The sequence below is a fragment of the Streptomyces stelliscabiei genome (assembly GCF_014873495.1).
Classification (GTDB): domain Bacteria; phylum Actinomycetota; class Actinomycetes; order Streptomycetales; family Streptomycetaceae; genus Streptomyces; species Streptomyces bottropensis.
Map to the genome: position 1 here is coordinate 1,465,699 of NZ_JADBGF010000001.1, position 23,498 is coordinate 1,489,196.

General features: G+C 73.1%; 19 protein-coding genes and 3 pseudogenes. 11 read left to right on the forward strand and 11 right to left on the reverse strand.

The genetic code is table 11. The features are described from left to right. Nucleotides 1-108: 108 nt before the first annotated feature. The 3 genes and pseudogenes from H4687_RS06335 to H4687_RS06345 all read left to right on the forward strand — a co-directional run bounded on the left by H4687_RS06335 (nt 109) and on the right by H4687_RS06345 (nt 2,988). Nucleotides 109-1,242 (forward strand): PP2C family protein-serine/threonine phosphatase, encoded by a 1,134-nt coding sequence (locus H4687_RS06335; RefSeq protein WP_046913899.1) that lies wholly within the window; start codon nt 109-111, stop codon nt 1,240-1,242. Nucleotides 1,243-1,405: 163 nt separating this feature from the next. Further along, nucleotides 1,406-1,828: pseudogene (locus H4687_RS06340) on the forward strand (family 43 glycosylhydrolase); the annotation flags it as partial. Continuing rightward, the gene (locus tag H4687_RS06345) at nt 1,825-2,988 is read left to right on the forward strand and encodes a macro domain-containing protein (protein ID WP_046913897.1); all 1,164 of its coding nucleotides are present in this window, start codon (nt 1,825-1,827) and stop codon (nt 2,986-2,988) included. The pseudogene H4687_RS06340 and the gene H4687_RS06345, both read left to right, overlap by 4 nt. Before the next feature lie 255 nt (nt 2,989-3,243). On the opposite strand, the gene H4687_RS06350 is transcribed toward H4687_RS06345, so the two are convergent. Then, entirely contained in the window at nt 3,244-3,927 is a 684-nt protein-coding gene (locus H4687_RS06350) for an RES family NAD+ phosphorylase (protein WP_046913896.1), read from the reverse strand. Between the two features lies 1 nt (nt 3,928). Then, entirely contained in the window at nt 3,929-4,666 is a 738-nt protein-coding gene (locus tag H4687_RS06355) for a DUF3168 domain-containing protein (protein ID WP_046913895.1), read from the reverse strand. A 163-nt stretch (nt 4,667-4,829) separates the two neighbouring features. On the opposite strand from H4687_RS06355, the gene H4687_RS06360 reads away from it, so the two are divergent. After that, the gene (locus tag H4687_RS06360; protein ID WP_192781655.1) at nt 4,830-9,911 is read left to right on the forward strand and encodes a CHAT domain-containing protein; all 5,082 of its coding nucleotides are present in this window, start codon (nt 4,830-4,832) and stop codon (nt 9,909-9,911) included. A 46-nt stretch (nt 9,912-9,957) separates the two neighbouring features. On the opposite strand, the gene H4687_RS06365 is transcribed toward H4687_RS06360, so the two are convergent. From H4687_RS06365 to H4687_RS06395, 7 genes are all read right to left on the reverse strand, one after another. After that, nucleotides 9,958-10,545: a hypothetical protein gene (locus tag H4687_RS06365; protein WP_046920280.1), complete on the reverse strand. Its 588-nt coding sequence runs from the start codon at nt 10,543-10,545 to the stop codon at nt 9,958-9,960. Nucleotides 10,546-10,573: 28 nt separating this feature from the next. Continuing rightward, a complete protein-coding gene (locus H4687_RS06370; RefSeq protein WP_046920279.1) occupies nt 10,574-12,142 on the reverse strand; it encodes an AAA family ATPase in 1,569 nt (522 codons plus the stop codon). Between the two features lie 20 nt (nt 12,143-12,162). After that, nucleotides 12,163-12,717 (reverse strand): hypothetical protein, encoded by a 555-nt coding sequence (locus tag H4687_RS06375; RefSeq protein ID WP_046920278.1) that lies wholly within the window; start codon nt 12,715-12,717, stop codon nt 12,163-12,165. After that, nucleotides 12,714-13,046 (reverse strand): hypothetical protein, encoded by a 333-nt coding sequence (locus H4687_RS06380; RefSeq protein WP_046920277.1) that lies wholly within the window; start codon nt 13,044-13,046, stop codon nt 12,714-12,716. Before H4687_RS06380 ends, H4687_RS06375 begins: the two co-directional genes overlap by 4 nt. Before the next feature lie 24 nt (nt 13,047-13,070). Next, a complete protein-coding gene (locus H4687_RS06385) occupies nt 13,071-14,855 on the reverse strand; it encodes a hypothetical protein (protein WP_046920276.1) in 1,785 nt (594 codons plus the stop codon). Nucleotides 14,856-14,928: 73 nt separating this feature from the next. Next, nucleotides 14,929-15,396, reverse strand: a complete 468-nt coding sequence (locus tag H4687_RS06390; protein ID WP_046920275.1) for a hypothetical protein — start codon at nt 15,394-15,396, stop codon at nt 14,929-14,931. Nucleotides 15,397-15,597: 201 nt separating this feature from the next. After that, on the reverse strand, nt 15,598-16,752 hold the full coding sequence (locus H4687_RS06395; RefSeq protein ID WP_046920274.1) for an aromatic acid exporter family protein: 1,155 nt from the start codon (nt 16,750-16,752) through the stop codon (nt 15,598-15,600). Nucleotides 16,753-17,094: 342 nt separating this feature from the next. Here H4687_RS06395 and H4687_RS47440 point away from each other — a divergent pair. The 3 genes and pseudogenes from H4687_RS47440 to H4687_RS06410 form a co-directional block, all read left to right on the forward strand. Next, nucleotides 17,095-17,187, forward strand: a pseudogene (locus H4687_RS47440) (SDR family oxidoreductase); the annotation flags it as partial. Nucleotides 17,188-17,447: 260 nt separating this feature from the next. Continuing rightward, nucleotides 17,448-18,107 carry a GAF and ANTAR domain-containing protein gene (locus H4687_RS06405; RefSeq protein WP_046918637.1) on the forward strand — a complete coding sequence of 220 codons (660 nt, stop codon included), beginning with the start codon at nt 17,448-17,450 and terminating at the stop codon, nt 18,105-18,107. 173 nt (nt 18,108-18,280) lie between these two features. After that, entirely contained in the window at nt 18,281-18,538 is a 258-nt protein-coding gene (locus H4687_RS06410) for a hypothetical protein (RefSeq protein ID WP_050398045.1), read from the forward strand. 30 nt (nt 18,539-18,568) lie between these two features. Here the strand turns inward: H4687_RS06410 and H4687_RS06415 are convergent, their stop codons facing one another. Beyond that, complete coding sequence (locus tag H4687_RS06415) at nt 18,569-18,919, reverse strand: helix-turn-helix transcriptional regulator (RefSeq protein ID WP_046918635.1); 351 nt, start codon at nt 18,917-18,919, stop codon at nt 18,569-18,571. A 137-nt stretch (nt 18,920-19,056) separates the two neighbouring features. Here H4687_RS06415 and H4687_RS06420 point away from each other — a divergent pair, with 137 nt between their 5' ends. From H4687_RS06420 to H4687_RS06430, 3 genes and pseudogenes are all read left to right on the forward strand, one after another. After that, nucleotides 19,057-19,830, forward strand: a complete 774-nt coding sequence (locus H4687_RS06420) for an ANTAR domain-containing protein (protein WP_050398046.1) — start codon at nt 19,057-19,059, stop codon at nt 19,828-19,830. A 383-nt stretch (nt 19,831-20,213) separates the two neighbouring features. Next, nucleotides 20,214-20,480 (forward strand): annotated as a pseudogene (locus H4687_RS06425) (SDR family oxidoreductase); the annotation flags it as partial. Nucleotides 20,481-20,595: 115 nt separating this feature from the next. Further along, complete coding sequence (locus H4687_RS06430; protein ID WP_167358608.1) at nt 20,596-20,766, forward strand: hypothetical protein; 171 nt, start codon at nt 20,596-20,598, stop codon at nt 20,764-20,766. A 98-nt stretch (nt 20,767-20,864) separates the two neighbouring features. Here H4687_RS06430 and H4687_RS06435 read toward each other — a convergent pair whose 3' ends face one another. Beyond that, nucleotides 20,865-21,428 carry a hemerythrin domain-containing protein gene (locus tag H4687_RS06435; protein ID WP_046915153.1) on the reverse strand — a complete coding sequence of 188 codons (564 nt, stop codon included), beginning with the start codon at nt 21,426-21,428 and terminating at the stop codon, nt 20,865-20,867. A 360-nt stretch (nt 21,429-21,788) separates the two neighbouring features. Here H4687_RS06435 and H4687_RS06440 point away from each other — a divergent pair, with 360 nt between their 5' ends. Then, the gene (locus H4687_RS06440) at nt 21,789-23,483 is read left to right on the forward strand and encodes a dolichyl-phosphate-mannose--protein mannosyltransferase (RefSeq protein WP_225967225.1); all 1,695 of its coding nucleotides are present in this window, start codon (nt 21,789-21,791) and stop codon (nt 23,481-23,483) included. The last annotated feature ends 15 nt before the right edge of the window (nt 23,484-23,498 follow it).

Consider the following 23,498-nt stretch of genomic DNA (forward strand, 5'->3'; position numbering starts at 1 on the left):
GGCACGGTTGATCGGCGGCCCTGCCTCTCCGGATCGGCGGGGCGCCTGCCGTCCCGGACCGGGCCCGGCTTACCGTACGGGGAGATCACGATCTGCCCGGGAGTCCGCATGGCCGGTAGTCGCCGGAAGAGGTCCGCCGAGGCCGTCGATGCCTTCGAGGCCATCGAGCCGCCCCGCAACGCCGAACTGATCCTCGGCGTGCTGGCGGTGACGGCCCTGGTGGAGGCGCTCGGTGTGCTGTCGCGGTCCGAGGTGTGGCTCCTCGGGCTGCTGGTGTTCCTGCCGGGGACGGCGTCGGCGCTGTGCACGGTCCGGCAGACGGCGTTCGTCGCCGCGTGGACCACGCTGGTCGTCACCACCACGGCCGTGGTGCGCAATGTCGACGCGGACCGCTGGCTCGACCGTCTCCTGCTGGTGCTGCTGACCCTCACCCTGGGCGTCGCCTCGGTGTACGCCTGTCACCGGCGGATCAGGCGCGAGGCGGAGATGTTCCGGCTGCGCTCCACGGCCGCGGCCATGCAGCGGCACATCCTGCACCCCCTCCCCCTGCTCACCGACGACGTCCTGGTCAACGGCGTGTACGAGCCCCTCCAGGAGGACCGCCTCGTCGGCGGCGACATCTACGACGTCGTCGCCTCGTCCTGGGGGACCCGGGTGCTGATCGGCGACGTGCAGGGCAAGGGCCTGGCCGCCGTGGGCGCCGCGTTCGCCGTCATCGGAGCTTTCCGTGAGGCGGCCCACCGCGAGCCCACCCTCACCGCGCTCGCCGACGCCCTGGACGCGGCCGTGGTCCGCCACAACTCCTACGCCGAGAACACCGGCGACGACGAGCGCTTCGTCACCGCCCTCGTGATCGGCGTCGACGCGCTCACCGAGGAGGCGCAGGCCGTCAACTGCGGGCACATCCCCCCGCACGTGCTGCACGAGGGCACGGTCACCGCGACCGAGCTGGACTCCGGCGTCCCGCTCGGTCTGGCCGAGCTGGCGCTCGAACCCACCACCGTGGGCTGGTTCCCGTTCCCGGAGGGCGCCACGCTGGTGCTGAGCACCGACGGCCTCACCGAGACCCGCGCCGCCGACGGCACGTTCTATCCGGTCGACGAGCGCCTCGCGGAGCACCTCGATCTCTCCCCCACCGCCCTGCCCCGGGCCCTGTACGAGGACGCCCGCGCGTACGCGGGCAGCGGCGGCCCGCACGACGACGTCGCCGTCCTGACCGTCCGCCGGTCACCGCGTCCCTGAACGCGCACCGAACAGGATTTCCGCGGCAGGAGACGGGCGCGAGTGGCGTCCGCGTGTCCTGAACCGGTCGGTCCCGGAACTCACCTCGCTCCCTGCTCCCTTGACACGTCAACAGCGCGCTCCTACGTCGCGAAAACGTTTCAGGTCGTTTTCCGCCCCCCGGTTCATCGTCTGCTCGGCCAGCCACTGCTCGACGCCCGACTACAAGCTCGGCATGCTCACCTGCAACGGCGGCGACCCGCCCAGCTCCTCCTCGTGGGTCAGGTCGCCGAACCCGGTGTTCCAGCGGTCCAACGCGAGCGGCGTCTACGGCCCCGGCCACAACGGGTTCTTCAAGTCGCCCGACGGGACGGAGGACTGGATGGTCTACCACGCCAACAGCTCCGCCTCCGGGGGCTGCGACATGAACCGGTCGACCCGGGCGCAGAAGGTCACCTGGAACGCCGACGGCACCCCGGACCTCGGCACCCCGGCCTCCCTCGGCGCCACCTTGACCGCACCATCGGGCGAACAATCGTACCGTTTCCCCTCGATCGTCCCAAACCGCTTGCCCGGTGCGGGACCCCTGCCCATCCTTGAGCGGTGATTGATGAGCAGGCGCACACCGGACCCGACCTCGCGACGACACTGCGCAAGCTGGTCGACGAACTGGGCCGGGTCCGGGCGCTCGGGCTGCTGCGGCTGCACGAGGCGGAGCTGGAGACGCTCTCCGCGTGCGTCGCGGGCCGGTCCCCCGGCACGGATGTCGCGGCCGCTCCGGAGGACCGCGCGCAGCCGGAGGCCGTCGAACGCCTGCTGCACGCCGTACTGCTGGGCCTCGACGGGGAGTTGCTGCGCGACGCGGCCCTGCACTCGTTCGGTTTCGCCCCCGGTACCCGCGATCTGTCGGGCAAGGAGCGCCGGGAGCGGGCGGCCCATGTCTACCGGGTGGGGGCGGAGCGGTTCCGCAAGCACCAGGAGAAGCTGATGCTCCAGCAGGTGGCCCGCGCCGTACTGAACTACGGGGGTCACGAGCCGGCACCCGTCCCCCCGGACTCCCGGGAGGGTTCCGGGGACGGTGTCCGGGGGAGCGCCGTCGCCCCCGTCCGCGCGGGACGGCATGTGTTACGGACCGCGTTCTCCCACGGGGACGTCCTGCTCACCCTGCATGTGGCACCCATCGAGCTGGTGACGGGGGTGGACGTCCTGGTCTCCTCGGAGAACATCTACTTCGAGATGTCGAAGACGTTCCGGCGCACGGTCTCCGGCAGCCTGCGGCGGGCGGGGGCCACGAAGGATGCCGTCGGACGGATCACGGACGATGTGATAGCCCGACAACTCGCGGACTGGGTACGGAATTTCGGGGTTCCCGGGCTCCCGGTGGCGGCGGGCACGGTCGCCGCCACCTCGCCCGGGGCCCTGGCGGCGCAGGGGGTGCGGCGGATCCTGCACGCGGCGGTCGCCACCCCCTCGGCGACGGGCGACGGGTACGAGACCGCGCCCGCGGCCGTCGCGGCGGCCGTGCGGCGCGTCTTCCAGCTGGCGGCGGCCGAGCGGCGTTCGGGCCGCGTGCCCCTGCGGTCCGTCGCGCTCCCCCTGCTCGGTGCGGGCCGGGGCGGTCTCGACGCGCGGACCAGTGCCGAGACCGTCGTCGGAACGCTGGAGCAGGTGCTCAGGGACGACCCCGACTGGTCGGTGCATCTGGTGACGCGCAATCCGCTCAGTGCCCGTGCGGTGCTCGACGTGCTGAGCGACCGGCGGCCCTGACATTCCGGCGCTGCGCCGGACGACACGGAAGAGCACGGTATTCGAATTCGCTCGCCCCGTGGAACTCGAATACCGTGCTGTATTCCTGCCGCATTCCCCCGTCTTTCCCCGCGGCCTTTCGAGCAGAAGCATGCACGAGCGACGGCCTGCATCGGAACCCGTTCCACCGAATCCCCGGAGGAAATCCGGAAAGCTACCGGTTCCCGCCCGGAAAACTCCCCGGACGGGTTCCTGCGAGGGTGGGCGCGGGCGGTGTCAGGACCCGATGCCCGGCAGGTGTTCCACCGATCCGATCTCGACGTGGTACTCCCGCAGGGTCTCGGCCAGCCAGCGCAGACCGTCCTCGTCGTCGAGGGCCCTCGGCGGCTCGTCCGTCACCGTGAGCAGGTCGCTCTCGGCGGCGGCGCCGAACAGGACCAGGGACTCGTTGGGGCCGTCCAGGCGCGAGCGCCAGACGAAGCCGTCCGCCCAGTCGGCCTCGGCCCGCAGCCAGTGCCCCCAGCGCCGGGTGAAGGCGTACTCCGTCGGATCGGACTCCACCAGCCACCAGTCGCTCTGCTGCACGGCGTTGAGGTGGAGGATGCTGCACAGGGAGACCAGTTCGACGTCGCGGGTGAGCCGCACCTGGGACAGCAGCCTGCCCTCCAGTTCCTTCCGTGGCAGCACCCGGGAGTTGCCGAGGCCGTCGAAGCGCAGGGTGCGGACGAACTTCTCGATGATCGCGGTCTCGGGCCTGGGGGCGGCGTACAGATAGGCGTAGGCGTCGTTCGGGGTGCTGTCGAAGCGGCCGCCGCCGAAGTGGTGGTCCTGCGGCTTCGGGTTGAAGCGGTCCGCCGCTCGGTGCCGCGCGTGCACCCGGTAGAACACCTCGCCCGCCCTGCGGACCACCTTGCGGGCGTCGGCCGTGCCCTTCTCGGGGAGTTTCGCTCCACGGGCCATGTCAGTCGTCCTCCCCCACCACGCTCGCGGCGGCGAGCAGTTGTTCGTCCAGCCCCGCGCCGAGCAGCGTCGCCGGCACGGCGTCCAGCCACAGATTGGGCCCCAGCCACCAGTCGGCCACTCCCCAGGGATCGGCCGCCGCGCCCAGCATCGCGTTGATGGCGAGCACCAGGGACCGGGGGCGGCCCTCCCCGTCGAACTGGAACGCGGGCAGCACCTCGGGCCCCTGGGCCGCGCGGAGCCGGATGAGTTCAGGCTGTTCGGGCGCGACGCCGAAGATCTCCGTCAGTTCCGTGTCCGTCAGGGCGGGTTCGGCCAGCAGCCGGTCACGGGCCGAGGCCCACCGCGCCTCGGTCCGCGGCGGGCCGCCCGGGGTGGCCGCGGGTCCGGCCGCAGAGCCCGGGGTGCGGGCCTCGCCGGACGGGGCGCTCGCGACGCCTGGGGTACCCGGGCCGCCTGGCGCGAAGCGTTCCAGCAGGACGTCGTGCGGCGGTCGACGGGTGAGCGACGAGGAGGTGTAGCGCCGGCCCACCGCGGTCCCCTCGTCGTCCGGCAGGGCCGCGCGCAGATGGGCGGCGACGGCGCGCGCGATCCCCCGCGCCCGCTGCTCGCCGCCGCCCTCGGCGACGAGGTCGAGCAGAACGTCGAGCTGTTCCCGGTCCGCCGGGGAGAGCTTTTCCCGGATCGACTGCGGTTCCGACACGAGCGCCGCGATTAGTTGCTGCTCGTACTCGTCCATGTTCCCCTCCTGCGATCCGGAATCCGGATTACGGCCGTACGCTAGTGAGCTACGATCCGATTGGCAATTCAGGGGCCGGGACGGGGACATTCCCGGGCGCGGGCGGGGGGATTTCGTGTACACCGAGAATCAGGGTTTCGATGATCGCTCCGATGAATCCGGGATGACGGATCGTTTCGCACGGATCGACGCCGTCGTACAACTCCTCGAAGCCGCCGAGGACGCCCTGGACCAGGAGGACGGCGGACACCTCGTGGATCTCGTCGACGAGGTGGAGCGGATGCTGGCGGAGCTGTCCGGCACCCCCACCGGCCCGGCCGAACGGCGTCTGCTGCTGGGCATGTCCGCCGACGCGGCCCGGCTCCGCTACGCCCACGGGCAGGCACCGCAGGACCTCGACGACACGATCGCGCGGGTGGAGACCGTCCACTCTCTGACGGTCGAGGCGTTCACGTCCCCGGGGCCTCAGACGCCGCCCGACCACGACGACCTGGTCCTGGTCCGCCGCGAACTCGCCCTCGACCTCGCGGAACGGTGGCGCACGAGCGAGGACGGCCCCCGGCGGTCGGCCGACGCCGACCGGGTCGTCGACCTGCTCGGCCCGATCCTCGACGGACCGGACGCCCGGTGTCTGCCGGATCCCGCGCAGTGCCGCGCGGTGCTGGGCCTGGTCCTCTCCGACCGTTGCAGGTGCGCCGAACACGACACCCCCGAACGGCTCGCGGACCGCCACGCGGCCGTCGGACATCTGCGGACGGCGCACGACAGCGACGATCTCGACCCGGACCTGCGCCCCGCCGTGGCCTTCGACCTCGCGTTACTGTCCTACCTCGAACTGGGCGACCGCTACCGGAAATCCGCCCACCCGGCCAAGTCCCCGGACCCCGCCTCGGAGTTCGGCGCCCTGCTGACCGTCCTGCGGCCGCTCCTGGCCGATCACGGCCCGGCCGGCGCCGACGCGGCCGAGCTGGGCGCGGACGTGTGCGACGCGCTCACGCGGTACGGCACCGGTCGGCGGGGCCTGTCAACGGCCGTGGAGTGGTACCGGACGGCCCTCGCCCATCCCGCACTGTCCGAGGAGGCCGCCCACCGGATCGCGACGAATCTGGGGCTCGCCCTCGCGGAGCGCTCCGAACTCAACCGTGCGACCCCTCATCCCGACGCCCCCGCACCGGCCGTCGACCGCGCCGAGGCGCTGGCCCTGTGGGAGAAGGCACGGACCCGGCTCTCCTCCGCCGCGGACCCCGGCCGTCCCGGGGCGGACCCGGAGGCCGCCGCCGAGGCCCGGGCGGACCTGGTGGCCTGTTCGGCGGGGATCGTCGACCTGCTCTGGATCGACCTGGGGGACGGACTGCTGGACGAGGACGGCATCGGCCGCCTCACCGTCCGGGCCCGTGAACTCGCCGCCCTCATCGGCCCGGACGACACCGACCGGGCCGAGCTGGTGCTGAGGACCGCGATCGTCCTGACCCGGCGGGTGATCGACCGCGGCACGCCCAACGCGTACGACCTCAGCAACAACGCCCTCCTCACGGGCGCGGCCGATCCGTCCCTGGCCCTGGACCGTACGGTGCCGCGCATCGTGACGGACCTCCGCGAGGCCATCGACCTCCTGCGCACCGGCACGGGTCTCTACCACCACCAGGACGAACTCCACCTGGGCGCCCAGTGCCTGCTGGGCGTCGCACTGCTCCTCGACTTCGCCTGCGCGCTGCCCCAGGTCCGGCACGCGTCCCTGCGCGAGGCCCTGCGCCTTCTGCGCGTGGTGCTGGAACGCGCGCCCGCCGACAGCGAGTTCCGCGACGAGAACCTCAACGGGTCGTTCCTGACCGCCATGCTGTACCGCGTCTGGTACACCGACCCGTTCGCCGTTCCCCAGGGACCGGGCGGGCCGCCCCTTCCGGACGTCAGCGGGTTCCCCACCGTCGAGGACGATCTGCACCTGCTGGCCGGGCTGCTGGACCCGGCCACGCTGGAACGGGAACCGCACTTCGTCTTCGTGTCCGTCATGGTGGACTTCCTGCGGTCACCGGACGGGACGCCCTCCGCGGCCGACTGCCGTTCGTGGACGGGCCAGTTGCTGCGGGCCGCCCCGCTGCTGGAACCCGAGGCGTGGGCGCTCCGGGCGATGATGCTGGCCGTCGCCGGCACGCTGGGACTCGTCCTCGTCACGCGGGGCGAGGCGACCGGCGCGGAGCGGACCGCCGCCCTGGGGGCGCTGCGGCAGGCCCAGGCCTCGCTGCCGCCCGGCTCCGCGATGCGCCGGCACATCGACGAGGCGCTGCGGCAGGGCGCGGTGGCCGACTTCCGGGCCCTGCTGGGCACCCTCTTCCCGGCCGCCGCACACCGACAGCGGCCGGCCGAGCCGCCGGGGCCCCGGCCGCAGGAACCCGCCCCCGCCGACCCGCCGGACGGCGAGGGCCCGCTCGCCCCGCCCACGATCGACCCGTCCGCGACGATCCTGCTCGGGGACGGCTCCCCGGACCCCTTCGCCGTGCCCCTCGGCAGGGTCACCGAGATCCTGTCCGGCGACCCCGGGACGACGAGTCCGGCCGAGGCCGCCGCGCGCTCCCTGGCGCACCACCGCCGCTGGCTGCGGGAACGGGACGGGCATGACCTGACGCGGGCCATCACCCTCGTACGACACGCCCTCGATGTTCTCGGCAATCCGGCGCCGGACGACGCACCGCCGGCGGGGACCGCCTCACCGGCCCTCGCCGACCGGTGCGCCGAGTTCCTGGCCCGACTCCTGCTCGACCGGCACGTCCTGCTCGGCGACCACGCCGATCTCGACGCCGCCGTCCACGAGTACGACCTCCTGCTCGGCCGCACGCCGGACCACCTCGTCCGGCCGCCGATGCACACCCTGCTGGCGGAGGCGGGCGATCCGCGGGTTCCGCCGCACCTGTTCCGGGCCGGGGAGCCGGCGGAGTCCGCCCCCTTCCGGGCGGAGCTGCTGGCGGCCGCCGGGTCGGCGTGGCTGCTGCTCGCGCACTCCCGGCGACGCCACTCCACGACGCTGGCCGGCGACGCCGTGCGTGCCTGGGAGGAGGCCGGGCGCACCTTGCCCCCGGACCATCCGAGGGTGCCGGCCGTCCGTGCCGAACTGGCGGCCCACGCCCTGCGGGAGGCCCGCGAGGCGGGTGACGCGGCCGCCGCTCGGGCCTCGGTCGACGCGCTCGTCGAGGCCGCCACCACCTGCCCGGCCGGGAGTCCGCACCGCCCCGCGCTGTGCCTGCGCGCGGCGGCGGCCCTCGCGCGGCCGGACGGCGCCGAGGCAGAACCGGCCGCCGCCGACGCGCTCGGCCAGGGCATCACCCTGCTGAGGCACGCGGCGGAGCGGGGCCCGCACGAGTTCCACGGGTCGCGCGGGCGGTGCCTGTACGGACTGGGCAGTCTGCTGCTGGCCCGGTACCTGGCCACGGGGCGGGGTGAGGACCTGACGGAGTCGGTCGCCGTGCTGCGGGAGGCGTGGGTGGTGCTCAACGCGAGCCCCGGCGACCCCTTCGCCATCGCGCTGATCCGGACCATCGCCCTCGCCCACCGCGCCTTCGGCCCGCAGGACGCCGGGCACCGGCGGCAGTCACGGGAGACGGCCCGCTCGGCGCTGACCGCCTACGGCCGCTCCGTCCTGCTGCAGTCGGGCGCGGACCACGGGCTGGAGGCCGCGCGGGCCATCGCGCCCGACATGCTGCGGCTGGTCCGCTGGAGTCTCGCCGACGGCCTGCCCGAGTCGGCCTTCGAAGCGCTCGAACTCGGCCGCGGACTGGTGCTGAACGCCGCGACGATGAACGTCACCGTTCCCGATCTGCTCCGGGACGCCGGCCGGCACGCGCTCGCCGACGAGTGGGTGCGGGCCGCCGCCGAGGGCAGCCGGCCCAGTGACGTACCGGACGACCTGCGGGGGCGGGTGCTGGAGGCGCTGGCGGGCAGCGCCGCCGAGAAGCGGCTCCTGTCCGCGCCCGCCCCGGCCGGGCTCGGACGGACCCTGCGCCGTCTGGGGACCGATGTGCTGGCCTACCTCGTCCCCGGTGAGGACGGGGCGCCCGGCCACGCGGTCCTCGTCACGGCGACGGGGACGGTCGACTCCCTGCGGCTGCCGGGGCTGACCTCCGTGTCCGCCGGCCCCGTCGGCGCGTACGCAGCCTCCCTGGAGGCGTTCCAGAGGGCGGGCCGGCTGGAGCCGCCGGCCCCGCACCACCCGCTGGTCATGCACGAGCTGCACCGCAAGCGGCTGTTGCGCCTGGAGAAGGAGTGGCGGCAGGCGCTGGAGCGGCTGTGCGCGTGGGCGGGTGAGGCCGCGATGGGGCCGCTGCTGGCCGCCGCCGAGTCCAGGTGGCCGGGCCGGCCTCCCCGGATCGTCCTCGCGCCCGTGGGTCCCCTCGGCATCGTCCCCTGGCACGCGGCACGCTGCCCGGCACCCGGCGGGGCGGACACGGAGAACGGCGGGCACGCGTGCGAGCGGGCCGTCATCTCCTCCTGTGCCAGCGCCCGTCAGCTCATCGAGGTGGCCGCCCGCCCCACGACCGTCCTGGGCCGGGGCGCCGTGGCCGTCGTCGTGGACCCGGACGGTTCGGCGACGATGCACCGGGAGGCGGCGCTCGTCGCGTCCCTCCATCCGGAGGTCACCGTGATCGGCGGCATGGGAGGGGACGAGGACACCCCGGCGGGCCCCGGGGGCGGGCGGGCGGCGCCGCTGCCGCCCGAACCCCGGTCGCTGGAACCCTTCCTGCCGGGCCGGGGACCCGCGCCGACGGCGCTCCTGCACGTCAACTGTCACGCGGACACCGGCCCGACCTCCACCGACTCCGTCCTCAAACTGGACGCCACGCACACGGTGTCGGTGCAGGATCTGCTGACCGGCGCCGCCGGCCGCGATCCCCGGATGCCCGGCGGCACGGTCCTGCTCGCCAACTGCACCAGCGACCTGACCCTCAGCGACCACGACGAGGCGCTCACCCTGGCCACGGCCTTCCTGGGCGCGGGCGCCACGGCGGTGGTCGGTTCCCGCTGGGCCGTCGCCGACGACCCCCGGACCACGGTGCTGGTGCTGCTCGTCCACCACCACATGAAACGGGGGGTGCCGCCACGGGACGCCCTGCGCGCGGCCCAGTTGTGGATGCTGGACCCGGGCCGGGTCCTGCCGGCCGAGCTGGCGCGGTGGGCGCCGCTGCTCGGGGACACCGCGCACGGCCCGCTGGACGAGCTGGAGGTCTGGGCGTCCTTCACCCATCACGGCCAGTGAGCCCGCCGCCGGGCCCCGGCCGGGCGTCCTGCCCCCCGGGGGCCTGTCATGGGCCGAGGTCGTCGACCCCCAGGTCGCGGCGCATGGTGTGGCGCATGTCCGCGAGCAGCGTCCACGCCGACCGCAACTCCGGTTCGAAGGCGTCCAGCGCCGTGCCGTCGACCGACGGACCGGCCAGTGCCTTCTTGAGTACGCCGTAACCGCTGTTGAGCCGACGGCTGACGGTGCCGGCGGCGGCGAGCACGGCCGCCGGCACGACCATCTGGGCCTCGGCGTAGCTCTCCCGGTGGGCTGAGCGGCGCTCCTCCAGCTCCTGCAGACAGGCGTCGACGCCGGCGCCCTCCTGGAGGGCGTGCCAGAGGTTGACCTGGGCGGTCTGGTACTGACGGGCGGCGGTGTTGAGCGCGATGTAGCAGGCGCGGCGCAGGTCGAGCAGCTCGCGTCCGCGGGCGGCGGACAGCTCGGCGCGGCGCACGCGCTCGGCGTGCGCGCGTTCCTCGCACTGCTGCCGGGCCAGGGCGTGGAGTTCCAGGCGCTTGGTGCGGTCGGCGCGGCTCTGCGTCAGGAGCGCGGCACCCAGGGTGCCCACGACGCCGACCGAGGCGACCGCCAGAGCCACCCACGCGTCCCCCACCCCGTGCCCCCTCCACTGTCCGTGACGGTCAGGTGTCCCCGAGGACGACGACCCTGCGGGGCGTGCCCGCGCCGGCCGTGGCGGTCGGGGCGGCGGACCGTCCGGCGGGTACCGCGCGTTCGCGGCCCCAGGCACGGATCTCCTCGATCTGCTCGGGGTTGCTGCGGCTGAGGGGTGCGGTGTTGGCGAAGGTGTCCTCGACGAACGCGGGGTCCAGACGGTCTGCCCCGCCCCCCAGCAGGACCTCGGCGCCGACGTCGTGGAGGGCCGACTCGATGTCGGAGCCGGCGAAGCCCTCGGAGAGTTCCACCAGGCGGTCGAGCTGGTCCGGGTGGGGCTCGGCCTTGACATAGCGCCGGTAGTAGAGGGTGATGATCTCCCGGCGGTCATGGTCGTCCGGCAGGTCCACGAAGAACAGCTCGTCGAAGCGCCCCTTGCGCAGCAGTTCGGGCGGCAGGCTGCGTACGTCGTTGGCGGTGGCGACCACGAAGACCCGGGAGTCCGATTCCTGGAGCCAGAACAGGAACTGTCCGATGATGCGCTGCTGGACGCCGGAGCTGTCGTGGGCGCCGGCCAGTCCCTTCTCGATCTCGTCGATCCACAGGATGCACGGCGCGACCCGGTCGGCGGCGTCGAGCGCCTCCCGCATCCGCCCCTCGGACTCGCCCAGGTAGCGGCCGTGGATGCTGGCCATGTCCAGCCGGTAGAGGGGCAGTTGCCACTGCTGGGCGATGGCCTTGGCCGACAGGGACTTGCCGCAGCCGGGCACACCGACGAGCAGGACACCGCGGGGCGGGCGCAGTTGGGTGCCGCGCAGGTCGGTGTGGATGAGCCGGTGTTTGCGCTCCAGCCAGCCGCGCAGGTTGGTGAGTCCGCCGACGGAGTAGTCGACGTCCTTGCGGGCGACCCGTTCCAGACCGGCGAGGTTGTTGAAGATGCGGTCCTTGGAACTGGCCAGGGCCAGCACGTCGGCGGCTTCCACCGATCCCTTGGCGATGAGGGTGGCCAGGAGGTTCACCGCCTCACCCTCGGTCACTCCCTGGAGGAACTCGGCGGCCCGGCGGGCGTCGTGCTCGGTCCAGGCGATGGCGACCATGCCCCGGTGGTCGCCGAGGAACCCGCTGATGGTCGCGTACATCTCGTCGGCGTTCGGCAGGTCCAGCTGCAGGCTCATGCCCAGGCGTTGCAGGCCGCTCCAGATGGGGTTGTCCGTGATGAGGACGACGCATCCGGAATGGGTGTCGGCGATCCTGGCGAGTTCGGCGACGTTACGGGTGAAGGGGGTGTCGGACTCCAGCTCCCCGGGGTCGACCAGGACGAGCGTGGCGTGCGGGCGGGCGGCGAACTGGGCGGCGGCGAAGTCCATGGCACCGGTCAGCGAACGGTCGTCGAGGACGGCCGCTCCCGACCGCAGGTCGCGCAGGCCGGTGGCTCGGGTGTGGATCCAGAACTGCTGACCGGAGCGCCGGGGCTGGGTCGCGACCTCCTTGAGCATGCGCAGGGCGCGGGCCTGTTCGATGGTGCGCAGCCCGACGACGGGCACCCGCGCGGTGAGGTAGTTGTCCAGGTCACGCTTGCTGTCGGAGTAGTTCGACATGTGGGTTCTCCGTGGTGCCGTCAGTCGGGGGTGACGATGCGACGTCCGCCGGTCGGCTCGTACCAGCCGACGGGGGGCGGGCCGGACGGCTCGGACAGCACCGCGGTGAGGGGGTTGTCGCGCAGGGTGCGGCGCCGGGTCTCGACGGCGTGGGGGTCCGCGCCCTCCGCGAGCAGGGACCGCACGCCCCGTTCGAGTTCTTCCTGCAGGCGGCGGGTGTGCTCGTCCATGAGGCCGGCCATGCGTTGTCGGAAGTCGGCGGGCAGGCTGGTGTGGGTGATGACGGCGCGGACGGAGCGCAGGACGTCGCGGCCCCGGGTGAGGGCGCGCCCGACGGAGAACTCGTCGGTGGCGTCGTTCACCTCGCGGACCATCAGATCGAGTCCGCTCTGCAGTCGCCGGTCGACCGCGGCGGCGATGCGTGTCAGCAGCCGCTGCCAGGTGTCGGCCGGCAGGCTGTCGGCGGCGAGCGGCGGCAGGTGCAGGGGGTCGGTCCGGTCGCCGTCGGCCCACCGGTCCAGGGTGCGGGCCCAGATCTGGTAGTCGCTGTCGCCGCCCCACCGGGCGCGGTTCACAGGTCCCTCGACGGTCGGCGTACGAGCTGTTCCCCGGGCGGCAGCGGGTCCCAGGCCGGGAGGTCGCTCACGGTCTGCCGCAGCCGTCGGGTGACGGGGTCGGGCGCGGGCCGCCCCGGCGGATGCGGCGTGGCCGTGGCCCAGGGGGCGGGCGCGGCGGGCGGTGTCGCCGGTACGGGCCCCGGGGCGCTGTCGGCGTCTCGCTGAGCGGGTACGGCGGGGGGCTCCTGCGGGCGGGGAGGCGCCGCGAACGGCCGCAGGTGCTCCGGGATCTCGGGCCTGAGCCAGGGGGGCGTCGAGTCCGGGGCGAAGGGAAGGTCGTCGCTCATGGTCGTTGTTTCCTCTCGGCCGTCTCAGTCGCCGGCGCCGACGACGCGGCCCTCGAAGGGGGAGGGCGCGTGGGCGGCGGTGTTCAGGGAGGCGATGAACTGGCGGGCCTCGGCCTCCACGAAGTCGGCCGCCCAGTACTGCTGTTGCCAGTCGGTGAGTTCGGCGTGCGCGCCCCTGAGCCGGTCGAGGGTCTCCCGCATGTGCCGCCCGAGCAGTTCGCGGGCCTGTTCCTGTGCGGTGCGCGCGGCGTCGGCGCGGTTGTACAGCACGACCCCCCAGGTCCCTCCGACGGCGATGGCCGCGATGACGGCGAACCCGACGTGCACCCCGAGGAAGATCACGAGGATCGCGGTGACCGCGGCGCCGAGGAGGGCGAGGGAGGATCTGTAGTCGTAGGCGAGGGACTTGACGTACATCTCGACATAGCCGCTCCAGTGCCGGGTCAGGGACGCCTCCAGGTCCGGCAGGTCGTCGGTGAGCGGCTTGGTCCAGGTGGTGAGCTTGAAGCGCTGGGTGCCGTGGCTGACGCCGAAGGTGTTGGCGAGGGAGATCTCGATCTTGGGTGGGACGGCGGCCCGGTAGTCGCGGCTGAACCCGGCGTGCGCCTGCGCGAACCACTCCTGGCACGACGCGACGGCGAGGCGCTGCGCCGCGGGCGAGGCGCCCACGGCCGCGGGGTCGAGGGCCGCGACCGACTGCACACTCAGGTAGTTGCGGGTCTCCTCCAGCGCCTCGGACCGCATGTCCGCTTCCTTGCGCGCGGCCTCCTCGTCCCCCTCGTGACGCACGATGGCCTCGTTGAGCATCAGTTCGCGCTGGAGGGGGAGTTCCTCCTCGTCCGAGTTGCGGACCAGGTTGTCGAGGATGTCGTCGACGGTGTCCTCCAGGTTGTGGGCCGGGAGGATCTCGCTCTCCATGAGGGTGCGGAACCGGTTCAGGAGGGCCTCGTGCGCGCGGGCGCGGGCGAGGACGTCGTCGAGCGCCGCCCACTGGGGGCACACCTCGGCCAGGCGCGGGAAGTCGTCGGTGGCCGACGGGGCGCGCAGGGAGTCGATCTCCTGCCGCCAGCGTCCCGCCTGGGCCGCGCGTACGGTGTCGTCGTCGAGCAGGCGCTGCCGCCACTCCTCCAGGGTCCGGGCGAGGAGCTGACGTCCCGGGGGTCCGAAGGCGCCCTGGGAGACACACTCCAGGATGACCTGGAACTCGCGGCCGAGCGCGCGGGGGTCCTGTTCCTCCAGATAGTGCCGCAGCCAGCGTACGGAGGCCTCCTGGCGCCCCTGCCGGCGGAGGATCAGCGCGTAGAAGAGGGAGGTCTTCGACGTCGAGCGCCGGAAGGCCTCCTCCACCGCCCGCGCGCACAGCGCCTCGTCGTCACCGGCCCAGGCCGCCAGCCCGACCAGGGCGGGGGCCAGCCAGTAGCGCGGCGTCTGGATCATCAGCTCCTCGCTGACCTGGCGGACCGTCTCCTCCTGCACGAGGCCGGTGTCGAACGCCTGGAGGATGCCGGTCGCGGTACGGCGGACCACCTTGTGGTGCCCGTAACCGTGCTCCAGCTCGTCGTTGATCCGGACGATCCGCACCTCCGCGCGCTGGGCGGCGGCGATGCGCTCGGTTCTCCCGACGAACTCCAGGAACTTGTCGTAGAGGACCTCCAGGCGGTCCTTGGTCTGCGCCTGGACGGCCTTGACGTCGCGGACCTCACCGTCCACCTGCTCGATCTGGCCGCCGAGCGTGCGGACGGAGCGTTGCAGCTGGCGCTCCAGGTTGTCGATGCTCCTGACGATCGGGCCGAGGTTGATCTCGCTCACGCGTGTCTCCGTTCCGTGCCGTGCGGTGCCCTGTGCCGTGCGTGCCGTGCTGGTCCCGTGGGTCGTCGTCGTGTCAGGGCCTGACCACACTGCCGTCGGGCAGCACGGGCAGGACCAGCCCGTCCGCGTACACCTCGACGAACGCGTACGCGCCCGAGCGGGCCAGCATCCGGGCGGCGTCGAAGGGCGGCGGCATCACGTCGTGTGCCGAGCAGTGGCCCAGAATGCGTCCGTCGAGGCCGAGTCGGTGGTCCACGTAGGGGGAGCCGAGCAGACACTGCGCGACGAAGCCCACCGGGATCGGCGCTCCGCGGGAGGCGTACTGCTCGTGCAGCCAGGAGGCGATGTCCTGGAGTGCGGCGTCGTCCACCGCGGCGTCCAACCGGCGCAGCCGTCCCAGGAGTTCGGGCGTCCGGGGGGCGAACAGCTGTCGGGCGGCGACGGGTCCGGTCGCCTGCGGCGCGGCGGTCCGTACGGCGTCGGGCGGGACGGAGGTGCCCGGAGGCACGACGATGCGGCGAGGCCGCTCAACGGATCCCATGAATGCCCCCTGCTGACATGGACCGACCTACGTCTCGTCGGTGACGCGCTGTATCCGAAGGGTATTGACGCCCCAGCAACAGCGCCCAAGTTGAGCGATATCTATCGACAATGACCGTTTACTACCCGGATAAGTACCGGATAACTACCGGTTGCCGCCCCGGCCTTCGTCTCTGGCGCCGCCCGGCAGATGCCCGGGGCGTCAGTCCTGGACGAGCTGGTCGGCCAGGCGATGGGCCTGGGCCAGCAGCGTTCCGTAGGTCACGAGCGCGTCGGGGTCGTCGGCGACGGCGCCGGGCAGCCGTCGGCGGAACTCGTCGAGCGAGCGGTGGAGTTCCCCGACCGCCTCGCGCAGCGCCACCGCGGCGGAGTCGTCGTGCTCGTCCGGGGCGAAGCGGGTCCGGTCGTAGAGCCGGACGGCGTGGGCGGTGCGGCGCAGGAAGTCCGCGTAGGGGCGGGCGATCGCCTCGGCGGGCCGGGCCGCCTGCCCGCCGTCCACGGCCTCCCACACGATCCGGGTCACGCCCGCGGTGTGCACGGCGACGTGGTCGAGCACGACCAGCGCGTCGGTGTACGCCTCGCCGGGGGGAGCGACGCCGTGCCCGCGTCGGCCCCGGGGGTTGACGCGCATGCTCTCCCGGTTCCAGTCGATCGCCGACCTCGCCTGATCGACCAGTCGGCCCAGGCGCAGCGCGCGTTCGTGCCACTCCCCCGCCTGACGCCCGTCCCACTCCCCGGCGGCCAGCCCCTCCGCCACGGCGTCCAGGATCTCCTCGGCCTCGCGCGCTGCGTCCCGCAGCGCGGCGCGGGTGTCGCGCAGATACACGGGCGGCCGGATCAGCGCGTTGACCGCGACGCCGACCACCGCGCCGAAGACCGCCTCCGCGATCCGGGCCGCCGAGGCGGCGACCGTGACCTGACCGCCGGTCAGCACGAAGAGCGCGCCGGAGGCGGCGTAGACGCCCTGGCTGCCCAGCCGTTGCCACTGTCCCAGCAGCAGCACGGTCGGCAGGACCAGGGCCATCGTGACCAGCGTGGTGTCCAGCACCAGGGCCACCCCCGTGGCCACCACCGTGCCCGCCGCGATCGCCGCGAGCTGCTGCAGCCCGTGCGCGAGCGACCGGTAGACCGTCGACTCCACCAGGACGACCGCCACCCAGGGCGCCACGAACGCCATCGGGGCCGCGAGCCACCAGCCCGCCACCGCCCACGCCACCCAGGCGGCCAGCGCCGCCTTTCCGGCCTGCATGACCAGATCCCGTTCACGCCCCGGCTCCGCCCACGCCCGCCGCAACGTCTGAACGGCGGCCGCAGCGCGCCGCCGTACCTCCCGTACCGCCCCGTCAGTGCACTTCATGGCTCACCAAGTGCCACGGCAGCGGCGGGACGCACCTCCCGACCGGGACTTCTCACCGGCCGGACACCGCACGGCCGTCGGCCGTGCGGTGTCCGGCCCGGCTCTCGACGTGGCATGGCCGCCGCCAAGGTGGGCACGCGAGACGTGCAAGCACGGCGCGGCAGGCAATCGGTACCCGCCGTGACAGCACAGGGGAGAGGCACATCGAGCAGCCCCAGCCCGAACAGCCCGCACCGCAGGTCGTCGCAAGTCCATCGCCCTGCATCCGGCCCGCCGCGGTGTCCGCGCCAACGTGGTGGCGCCGGTCCGACCTGGACACCGCTCGACGAGGCCGACCAGCACATGCCGCCCGACGGCCTGGGCCCCATCGGCAGCCAGGCACCCCTGGGCCGCGCGGCCCAGCCGGAGGAGATCGCGCCGACCTACGTCCATCTGGCCTCCGACGCCGGCTCCGGCTACACGGTCGGAGAGGTCATCGCCGTGACCGGCGGCGTCGTCGACACCCCGGTGACCGGTGCCTCGCGGCGTGGACCCCGTGCCGCGACAGTGCCGGCAGGCATCCGCCCCGGCCCCGTCGGAGCGCTGCCGCGGCGGCCCTCCGCGCGGCTCGCGTGCGAGGCTGGACCTGAAGGCGGTCCCGACAGGGTGACGATCGAACGGAGGACGGTGTGGACTGGGATCGGTTCGCACGGCAGATGGCGTCGATGGCCCGGGATCTCCTGGCGCAGCATTCGGTGGATGCCACGCTGGAGCGGATCACCGCCTCGGCCACCGAACTGGTGGAGGGCTGTGACGCGGCCGGCGTACTCGTACTGCACGGCACGACGGTGGAGTCGCTCGCCCCCACCGAGCAGCTGGTCGTCGACAGCGACCGTCTGCAGGAACGGCTGAGGGAAGGGCCGTGTTTCGACGCCGCCCACACCTCCGAGGGCGAGCGGGTCTTCCGCATCTTCGACCTCTCCGCCGAGCAGCCGCGCTGGCCCGACTACGCCCCGCAAGCCCGTCGGCTCGGCGTGGGCAGCATGATGGGCTTCCTGCTGTTCACCGAGGACGAGAACCTCGGCGCGCTGAACCTCTACTCCCGCGAGCCCGGTGCCTTCAACGAGACCAGCGAGGTGGCGGGCTGGCTGCTGGCCTCGCACGCGGCGGTCGCCTTCTCCAGTGCCCGCACCAACGCGCAGATGGAGCAGGCCGTCGCCACCCGCCATCTGATCGGCGAGGCCATGGGCATCCTCATGGGCAGTCTCCATGTCAGCGAGCAGGAGGCGTTCGACGTCCTGCGCCGCTTCTCCCAGGAGAACAACATCAAGCTCCGTGAGGTGGCCCGGCGCATCTGCGAGCGGGGCACGCTCTGATGCCCGCGCAGGGGGACGGCTCCTCCGGCACGTTGTCTGAACCAGAGAAGCCTGACCGAACCGGCCCCCAGGGGAACGTCGCCGTATCCGGTCTTCCCCTCAAGTCCCCCCGCCGCGCCTCCCCACACCTGTGCGGCGCCACGGGCCCGCCGTGAAAGGACCCGGTCAGGTCCGTGTCGGTCCTCGGGGACGGTACGGAGATGGGTGTGGTGCTGTGCGCGAGCGACGACGTCGCCGCGCGGCTGGCGGAGGTGCAGTACACCCTCGGCGAGGGCCCCTGCATGGAGGCGGTCCGGTTGCGCGCACCCGTGTTCGCGACGCTCGGCGCCTACGCCGCCCTCCGCCGCGCCCGTCTCACCGAGACCGTCCATGCCCTGGTCACCCGTGGCATCGCCCCGGCCACCTTCGTCGAGGCGAGGACGCCGCACTGAGGTCCGCGGCGCACGGACGGACCCGCGGCCTCAGGCCTCTCCCTCCACGGGGCGGCCGCCGCCGAACGGTCCGGCGCGGTGCGGGTCGACCCGGGCGAGCAGCGCCAGCAGGGAGGCCACCGTCAGCCCGGCCTCCGCGGGGTGGCGCAGTTCCCTGCCCGTCTGGATCTGGTAGGTGTTGCCGCGCCCCTCGCGGGTGTGGGAGAGGAAGCCGCTCCGTTCGAGGTCGGCGATGATCTTCTGGACCGCGCGCTCCGTGAGCCTGCACCGCGCGGCGATGTCACGGACACGCATGGTCTGGTCCTCGGCGATGGCGGCCAGCACCCGTGCGTGGTTCGTGACGAACGTCCACCCCGCGTGCGCTTCCGGTACTCCTGCCATGGTCCTCATCTTACGCCCTCAGATTCACGCTTCTGAATACCTGAATCCAAGTTCCTGTATCTCTTGACGTGTGTTCGCGGGTGGAGTGAGTCTGGTACCGGGAGAACCCGCAGGAGCGTCCCTAAGGAGAGAGGGCCATGTCGGAGCCCGCGCACCCGGTGCGGCCCGCGAGCGCCGCCGTCGTCGGCTGCGCGACGACGGCCGGACCCGCCGACGGGCGGCGGACTCCTACACTCAGTCTGCACAGCCACCACGACGGCGACCGGGTGGTCGTCACGGTCCGCGGTGACCTGGAACTCGCCACGGACGAGCAGTTGCGGCGCGGTCTGCGTGACTCGCTCGCCCGTTCCGCCCATGGCATCGACCTGGACCTCGGCGAGGTCGGGTTCTGCGACTGCTCCGGGCTCAACGCCCTGCTCAGCATCCGCCAGGAGGCGCTGAACCACGCGAAGACGACCACCATCCGCACCATCAGCCGGGCGGCCCAGCGGGTGTTCTCGCTCACCGACACTCTGTCCCTGTTCGTCCCTCCGGCCGCCCCGGACCACGTCGATCACGTCGATCACCTGGGCGACGGCCTGCTCACGGCGGCCACGGCACCTCCGGCCGCGCGGGGAGGGCCGGACCCCAGGGTGGAGGTCGTGCAGTTGCGGCGGGCACTGGAGACCCGCGACACCATCGACCTGGCCCGCGGCATCCTCATGGCCGCCTTCGCCCTGAGCCCCGAGGAGGCCTGGAACGCCCTGGTCCGGACCTCCCAGAACACCAACACCAAGCTGCACCGGACCGCCCGGCAACTCGTGGACTCCTGCACGGGCGCCCCCGTGCCCCCGTGCACACGGGAACGGCTGTCCGCCGCCGTCGCACAGGTCACCGCCGAACGCGCCGAGCGGGCCCTCCCCCCGGACTGACCCGGGCGGGTCGCCCTCTCTTACACCCGGCGACGTCGGGTACCCGGACGGCGCAGACAGCGCGCACCCCACGCCCGGAGACACCGTGAAGGCACTGGTCATCAGCGAGATCTCCGTGCGCCGATCTGCGTCGGCCCACCAACCCGCGTCGGTCGCACGAGCCAGGGCCGCCCCATGCCCGTCCACGCCGTGCCCGTCCACGCCGTGCCCGTCCACGTCATGCCCGTCCACGTCAGGGGCATCCGCCCAGGCCCTCACGGCCCGGCCTCCGCCCCGCCGGGCTCATGACATCTCCGCGGCCGACGCCCCGCACCACGACACGAGCCACGCACACGCGCCCACACACCCACGACGCGAAGAAAGGCCGTCCCGATGAGCGACGACGAGCGATCGTCACGTTCACCCAGGGGCTCGCGCAGATGGTCGCGGCGGACGGGGCCCGGGTGAACGCGGTGGCGCCGGGGCCCGTGTGGACGCCGCTGATCCCGGCGACGCTCCCCGACACCCAGGAGTTCGGCAAGCAGGCCCCGCTGGGACGGCCCGCCCAGCCCGCCGAGATGGCGCCCGCCTACGTCTTCCTCGCCTCCGAGCGGGCGAGCTTCATCACGGCGGAGATCCTGAACGCCACCGGCGGCACTCCCCTGCCCTGACGCATGGGGCGGCGCGCCCGGCCCCGCCGTTTGGGCACCCGGGTGCCGGGAACCCGGGGACGCGAAAAAAGAAGCGAGAAGCAGCGATACGGGTTCGGAAAGAAGATGAGGCGTCGTGAGCACGCACACCGTCGAGAAGCTCGTCGTCCGGGAGAGCGGCTGGGCCAAGGCCCGGCGTCGGCGCGGGAAGGGTGTGCGGATGTGTCTTCCCGCCCTCCCCGACAGGGAGGGCACCCGCGTGCCGGAGACCGGTGCGGACGCGCACATCGTCCGGGGTGACGACTGACCGGCGGGCACGAGCGAGGGGCCGGTGGGAAACGGCTGGAACCGTTCCCACCGGCCCCTCGCGGTTCCGGTACCGCGGCCGCCGGGGCGGTACGGCCCTCAGTCGTCCTTGCCGCGGCCGGTGAGCGCGTCGCGCAGGCGGTCCACGAGGCCCATGCCGGGGGCGAGCAGCTTGTTGGCCGGCGGGGTGTCGGGGGCCGACGGGTGGGGGCGGGTCGGCGCCGTCTTCTTGGCCTTGCGGACCTTCTCGCCGAGGCTGTTCAGCGCCTCCTCGGAGCAGGACGCGCGCAGCCGGGGGAAGAGGTTGTTCTCCTCGTCCTGGATGTGCGACCTGATCTCGGTCATCAGCTGGGTGATCAGCAGGTCGAAGTCCGCGTCGTCGGCCTCGCACCCCTCCAGGGCCTTCATGGTGCGCTCGGCCTCGGCGTGCTCCTCCAGTTCCCGGTCGGCGATCGTGTCGCCGTCCGGGACGTGCTCCCGGACGGCCGGGTAGAGGTAGGCCTCCTCGGCGACCGAGTGACGCACCAGTTCGATGGTGACCTTGTCCGCGTACTCCTTGCGCCGGGGGTCCCCGGACGGCAGTGCCTCGATCTCGCCGAACATCTCCTCCACTTCCCCGTGGTCCGTGGTCAGTTCGGCGATGACGTCTCCACCGTGTCCCATGTCCTGTCGCTCCTGTCCTGAGTACGACGCATCCGCAACCGCATGCGCATGCGTACCCGTCGGCCCGGTCGGTCTTTCGGTGCGGCGCCGAGTACCCGCGAACGGCGCAGCCACGCGGTTCCGAGCCGAGGATGATCGCGGGGTACGAGAGGCGGACGCCGGACGCGGGGCCGCCGGGCCGTGTTCGAGACCCCGTGGGGGCCCGCGACGGGTCCGGCACAGACACCCGCGAGCGGTCCCGTGAGCGGCCGCTCGATCATCCCCGGACCGGTCCTGCTAGCCTCCGGGCGCACCCCGGGCCTGGGCCGGACGACCACCGGCACGGCTTCGCCCGCACTCTGGAAGGGCTTCCTCACCGCGATGCTGCACGGCACCCGTTCGACGACGGCGTCCCTCGGCCGGAACGACCGTCTGCGCCGGTTCGGCTACACCGGACGCCCCCGGAGCGACACCCGTGACCGCCTGGTCCCGCCCTTCCCGGAACCGGCCGGCGGGCCCTGGGAGCGGGTGGGGCTGGACTCGGCGCAGGCGCACCGCGTCGCGAAGGCGATGGAGTGGCTGGGGCCGCTGTTCGTCGCCCTGCTGGCCGGAGCGATGCGCTTCTGGCGTCTCGACCGGCCGCACGAACTCGCCTTCGACGAGACCTACTACGCCAAGGACGCCTGGTCCCTGCTGCGGCTCGGCTACGAGGGCACCTGGCCGGACCGCAAGGTCGCCGACCCGCAGATCCTGGCCGACCCCCAGGTGATCACGCTCTCGGACACGGGGAGCTTCGTCGCGCATCCGCCGACGGGCAAGTGGGTCATCGCGGTCGGCGAGTGGATGTTCGGTCTCGACCCGTTCGGCTGGCGTTTCATGACGGCCGTCCTCGGCACGCTGTCGGTCCTGATGCTGTGCCGGATCGGACGCCGCCTGTTCCGTTCGACGTTCCTGGGCTGTCTGGCCGGCGCGCTGATGGCGGTGGACGGTCTGCACTACGTGATGAGCCGTACCGCCCTGCTGGACCTGGTCGTCATGTTCTTCGTCCTGGCGGCCTTCGGGTGTCTGCTGATCGACCGGGACCGCTCCCGCGCCCGGCTCGCCGCGGCGCTGCCCCTCGACGAGGACGGGCACGCCGGCCCGGACGCGGACACCGGCGACCGCGCCGGGACGGGACGGCGTCCGTGGCGGCTCGCGGCCGGCCTCTGCCTGGGTCTGGCCGCCTCCACCAAGTGGAACGGCCTGTACTTCCTGGCCTTCTTCATGGTCCTGACCCTGCTGTGGGACGTCGGCGCCCGCCGGGTCGCGGGGGCCCGCCGTCCCTACCGGGCGGTGCTGCGCAGGGATCTCGGCCGGTCGGTCCTCTCCCTCGCCCCGGTCGCCGTGGTGACCTATGTGGCGACGTGGACGGGCTGGTTCCTGTCCGACGGTGGGTACGGGCGGCACTGGGCGGACGGCCGCGGCGGCGTCTGGTCGTGGATACCGGCGCCGCTGCGCGGCCTGTGGCACTACGAGTCGGCTGTGTACCGGTTCAACGTGGATCTGGACGCGTTCCACAAGTACGAGTCCAATCCCTGGAGTTGGCTGGTCCTCGGCCGACCCGTGCTGTTCTCCTACCAGTCCCCCGAACCCGGGGAGGCGGGCTGCCACGCGCTCACCGGCTGCTCCCAGGCCGTCGTCGCCCTGGGGACGCCGATGCTGTGGTGGTCGGCGGTCTGCGCGCTGGTGTACCTGCTCTTCCGGTGGGCCCTGCGCCGCGACTGGCGCGCGGGCGCCGTCCTGTGCGCCGTGGGCGCGGGCTATCTGCCGTGGTTCCTGTACCAGGACCGCACGACCTTCTCGTTCTACGCCGTGGTGTTCGTGCCCTATCTGTGTCTGGCGGTGGCGATGACGCTGGGCGCCCTGCTGGGCCCGCCGGGCGCCGGCGCCGACCGCCGCCACCGGGGCGCGGTGGCGGCGGGCACGCTGGTCCTGCTGATCGTCTGGAACTTCATCTACTTCTTCCCGATCTACACGGGAAGCACGATCCCGTATCCCGACTGGCAGACCCGCATGTGGCTCCCCACGTGGATCTGACCGGGCGTGCGGGAC

Excerpts from the sequence above, each read along its gene's own strand:
- H4687_RS06355 (WP_046913895.1), bottom strand. The coding sequence starts at position 4,666 with ATGGACGAGTACGAGCAGCAACTAATCGCGGCGCTCGTGTCGGAACCG.
- H4687_RS06435 (WP_046915153.1), bottom strand. The coding sequence starts at position 21,428 with ATGGGACACGGTGGAGACGTCATCGCCGAACTGACCACGGACCACGGG.
- H4687_RS06360 (WP_192781655.1), top strand. The coding sequence starts at position 4,830 with ATGACGGATCGTTTCGCACGGATCGACGCCGTCGTACAACTCCTCGAA.
- H4687_RS06380 (WP_046920277.1), bottom strand. The coding sequence starts at position 13,046 with ATGAGCGACGACCTTCCCTTCGCCCCGGACTCGACGCCCCCCTGGCTC.
- H4687_RS06395 (WP_046920274.1), bottom strand. The coding sequence starts at position 16,752 with ATGAAGTGCACTGACGGGGCGGTACGGGAGGTACGGCGGCGCGCTGCG.
- H4687_RS06440 (WP_225967225.1), top strand. The coding sequence starts at position 21,789 with ATGCTGCACGGCACCCGTTCGACGACGGCGTCCCTCGGCCGGAACGAC.
- H4687_RS06415 (WP_046918635.1), bottom strand. The coding sequence starts at position 18,919 with ATGGCAGGAGTACCGGAAGCGCACGCGGGGTGGACGTTCGTCACGAAC.
- H4687_RS06405 (WP_046918637.1), top strand. The coding sequence starts at position 17,448 with ATGGCGTCGATGGCCCGGGATCTCCTGGCGCAGCATTCGGTGGATGCC.
- H4687_RS06350 (WP_046913896.1), bottom strand. The coding sequence starts at position 3,927 with ATGGCCCGTGGAGCGAAACTCCCCGAGAAGGGCACGGCCGACGCCCGC.
- H4687_RS06390 (WP_046920275.1), bottom strand. The coding sequence starts at position 15,396 with ATGGGATCCGTTGAGCGGCCTCGCCGCATCGTCGTGCCTCCGGGCACC.
- H4687_RS06420 (WP_050398046.1), top strand. The coding sequence starts at position 19,057 with ATGTCGGAGCCCGCGCACCCGGTGCGGCCCGCGAGCGCCGCCGTCGTC.
- H4687_RS06335 (WP_046913899.1), top strand. The coding sequence starts at position 109 with ATGGCCGGTAGTCGCCGGAAGAGGTCCGCCGAGGCCGTCGATGCCTTC.
- H4687_RS06370 (WP_046920279.1), bottom strand. The coding sequence starts at position 12,142 with ATGTCGAACTACTCCGACAGCAAGCGTGACCTGGACAACTACCTCACC.